Genomic DNA, 2,729 nt, shown 5'->3' with positions numbered 1-2,729 from the left:
GACAACCACTTTTCCTGCCGCACCGCGACCACGTTTGCCTTTACGCCGTCCGCCGAAATAGCTTTCGTCCAACTCGACAGAGCCCTCGAAAACCTCATTGGCAGCCAAGGCCAGATAATGGCTGATGACCATACGGATTTTGCGGTAGAACAGGACTGCCGAATTGGGATGGATACCCAAAATATCGGCAGCAGAACGGGCGGTAACTTCGAGTACAAAAAAATGGAGCAGTTCTTTCTGTACTTTTTTCTTTAATTTGCAGTGTGTTATCTTCATATTTCGGGGGTAACATATCTGCTAATCTAGTACAGCCTCAAACAAAAAAGAGAAATTTTAATTTCGCTAAATCGCATAAAGATTAATCAAGAGTATCATTAAATGATATGAGTGAGCATCTATAATGCCAAGAAGAGTTGTTAAGACATAACGATTATTGAAATAGATTGTAAAATAGATACTTAGATAGTCTGAAAAACGGATTTGTGAAACTTTTTATTACGCGCCATCATTTGAAAATGAAACTTAAAAAACACTTATCATAATAAATATTTTCTTTACGTTGTTTGCTAATAAACTCAGTGCAATATCAGCGCAATATTTTATGGAAATTTTATGGATAACAAAAAAGAATTTATTAATAATTTAACAAATAGGTATATGTGGATCTATCCATTGGTCTTAAATATTCTATTTCTACCTTTTTACCAGTCCTACCAATCTTTTTTTATTGCGCTTGGTTGTTTGTTTGCACTGGTTAGAAAAATGCAAAGCTTAGATTTTAAATTACAAAATCATATTGTATTGTTAAATATAAAAAGTGCTTGGGCAGATAAAAAAGTATTTTTGATTAGGATAGTAGTGTCATGGTTGGCAGTAATGGAAATATGGATGTGTTTTATTTCGGAATCATCAACGTGGGTATGCGGTGCTTTTTGTTTAAATAGTGAAATATTGGAAAAAATTTTTCGTGGCTTTGGTTATTCTGGTAGTTTATATTTTTTATTTATATTGATGATTGATCTCAATAAGTTAAGAGAGAGTATTTGAATTTCATTTTTTGTTTGACTTAAACTCAAGGAGAGTAACAATGATTGGTAGTGGTGATACTAAACAATGCAAAAAATTTTCTGCGTGTGATGGAAAATACCACGTCTACGATCCCCTCGCCCTAGACTTGGACGGCGACGGCATAGAAACAGTCACCGCCAAAGGCTTTTCAGGCAGCCTGAAGACTGAGAGAGTGAATACGATGAGTATACACTCTATGCCACTAAATTGATATTCACTAAATCATACCAGCTATATTTTATTTAATGAGACATATGAAAAATAAAAATTATTTACTAGTATTTATAGTTTTACATATAGCCTTGATAGTAATTAATATAGTGTTTGGTTATTTTGTTTTTCTATTTGATTTTTTTGCGTTTTTGTTTTTTGCAAACGTCTTTCTTGCTGTAAATTTATTATTTTTAGAAAAAAACATAAAAAACAAATTATTGTTTTTGTTGCCGATTTCTATTATTATATGGATGGTAATTCATATTAGTATGATAAATATAAAATTTTATAAATTTGAGCATCAAATAAAGGAACAAAATATATCCTCGATTACTGGGGTGATAAAACCACATGATAGTTATAATTATGTTTATGACTCAAATGGATATGCTAAATTAAAAGATAATCATAGATATGGTAGGGTAATTAGAGAAACACCTTATATTGATGTAGTTGCATCTGATGTTAAAAATAAATCCATAAGATTAAGCTTGGTTTGTGGTATTCATTCATATGCTCCATGTGCCAATTTTATAAAATTTGCAAAAAAACCTGTTAAAATTTATTTTTATAATCAACCTCAAGGAGATTTTATAGATAATGTAATATTTGAAATTAATGATGGAAACAAAAGTTTGTACTTGTTAGATAAGTATAAAACATTTTTTCTTATTGAAAACAGTGTTTGTATCGTATTAATTATTTTATATTTAAAATTTAATTTGCTTTTATATAGGACTTACTTCAATGAGTTGGAATAGTTTTGGTAATTTTATGAGCGCACGCTCATCCGCGTTAGCAGAATTTGGAAATATGGTTGCTAATTTAGTTTCTGCAAAAAATGAGAAAGATATCTCGAAACGTAATGAATATTACAAACAAGCTGGTTATAGTGCATTATTAGCATTTGGTAATTTGGCTAGTAATATTGCACCAGGTAGTACGTCATCGCATATTGTAAACGGAACAAATGCCTCTGTGATTGCAAGCCGTCTCTTTGGAAATATATCTTCAGCTATTCAGGAGCATAAAGATGGTAAAGTTAATATCAACCGTTTTCAAAATATTTTAGCGGATTTATATTCATTGGGAGGGTTAGGAAGTACATTAATAGAGAAGAATGGAAATATGCAGAGTTGGGGGATTCCATTAGCAATTGCTGGAGATATAATTGCAGCAACGGCTATTGCCACAGGAGATACTGGTACGATATCTACAGAGGAATTTTATAATTTTGACAACTGGAAAGGTTTTGGGTATGAGCTATTTGAAGACTGGTCTCGTTGGGTATACGACTGGCTGCCCGACGGCTGGAATCTGTGGAAAGAATTGGACAGAAACCGTTCAGGCCAATACCACATCTACGACCCCCTCGCCCTAGATTTGGACGGAGACGGCATAGAAACTGTCGCTGCCAAAGGCTTTTCAGGCAGCTTATTTGATCACAC

Annotated in this window: 2 protein-coding genes and 3 pseudogenes; 4 read left to right on the top strand and 1 reads right to left on the bottom strand. The window is 32.9% G+C overall.

The features are described from left to right. Positions 1-276, bottom strand: a pseudogene (locus HMPREF2959_RS07100) (IS1595 family transposase); the annotation flags it as partial. A 336-nt stretch (positions 277-612) separates the two neighbouring features. On the opposite strand from HMPREF2959_RS07100, the gene HMPREF2959_RS07095 reads away from it, so the two are divergent. The 4 genes and pseudogenes from HMPREF2959_RS07095 to HMPREF2959_RS07080 form a co-directional block, all read left to right on the top strand. After that, positions 613-1,047, top strand: coding sequence for a hypothetical protein (locus HMPREF2959_RS07095; RefSeq protein WP_002213118.1), 435 nt, complete (start codon positions 613-615; stop codon positions 1,045-1,047). A 55-nt stretch (positions 1,048-1,102) separates the two neighbouring features. After that, positions 1,103-1,228: pseudogene (locus tag HMPREF2959_RS13515) on the top strand (FrpA/C); the annotation flags it as partial. A 94-nt stretch (positions 1,229-1,322) separates the two neighbouring features. Next, positions 1,323-2,042, top strand: a complete 720-nt coding sequence (locus HMPREF2959_RS07085) for a hypothetical protein (protein ID WP_002220794.1) — start codon at positions 1,323-1,325, stop codon at positions 2,040-2,042. Between the two features lie 217 nt (positions 2,043-2,259). Continuing rightward, positions 2,260-2,729, top strand: a pseudogene (locus HMPREF2959_RS07080) (calcium-binding protein); the annotation flags it as partial.

The sequence above is a fragment of the Neisseria sp. HMSC070F02 genome, from assembly GCF_001814225.1.
Taxonomy (GTDB): domain Bacteria; phylum Pseudomonadota; class Gammaproteobacteria; order Burkholderiales; family Neisseriaceae; genus Neisseria; species Neisseria meningitidis.
This window is presented reverse-complemented; position numbering and strand designations above follow the sequence as displayed.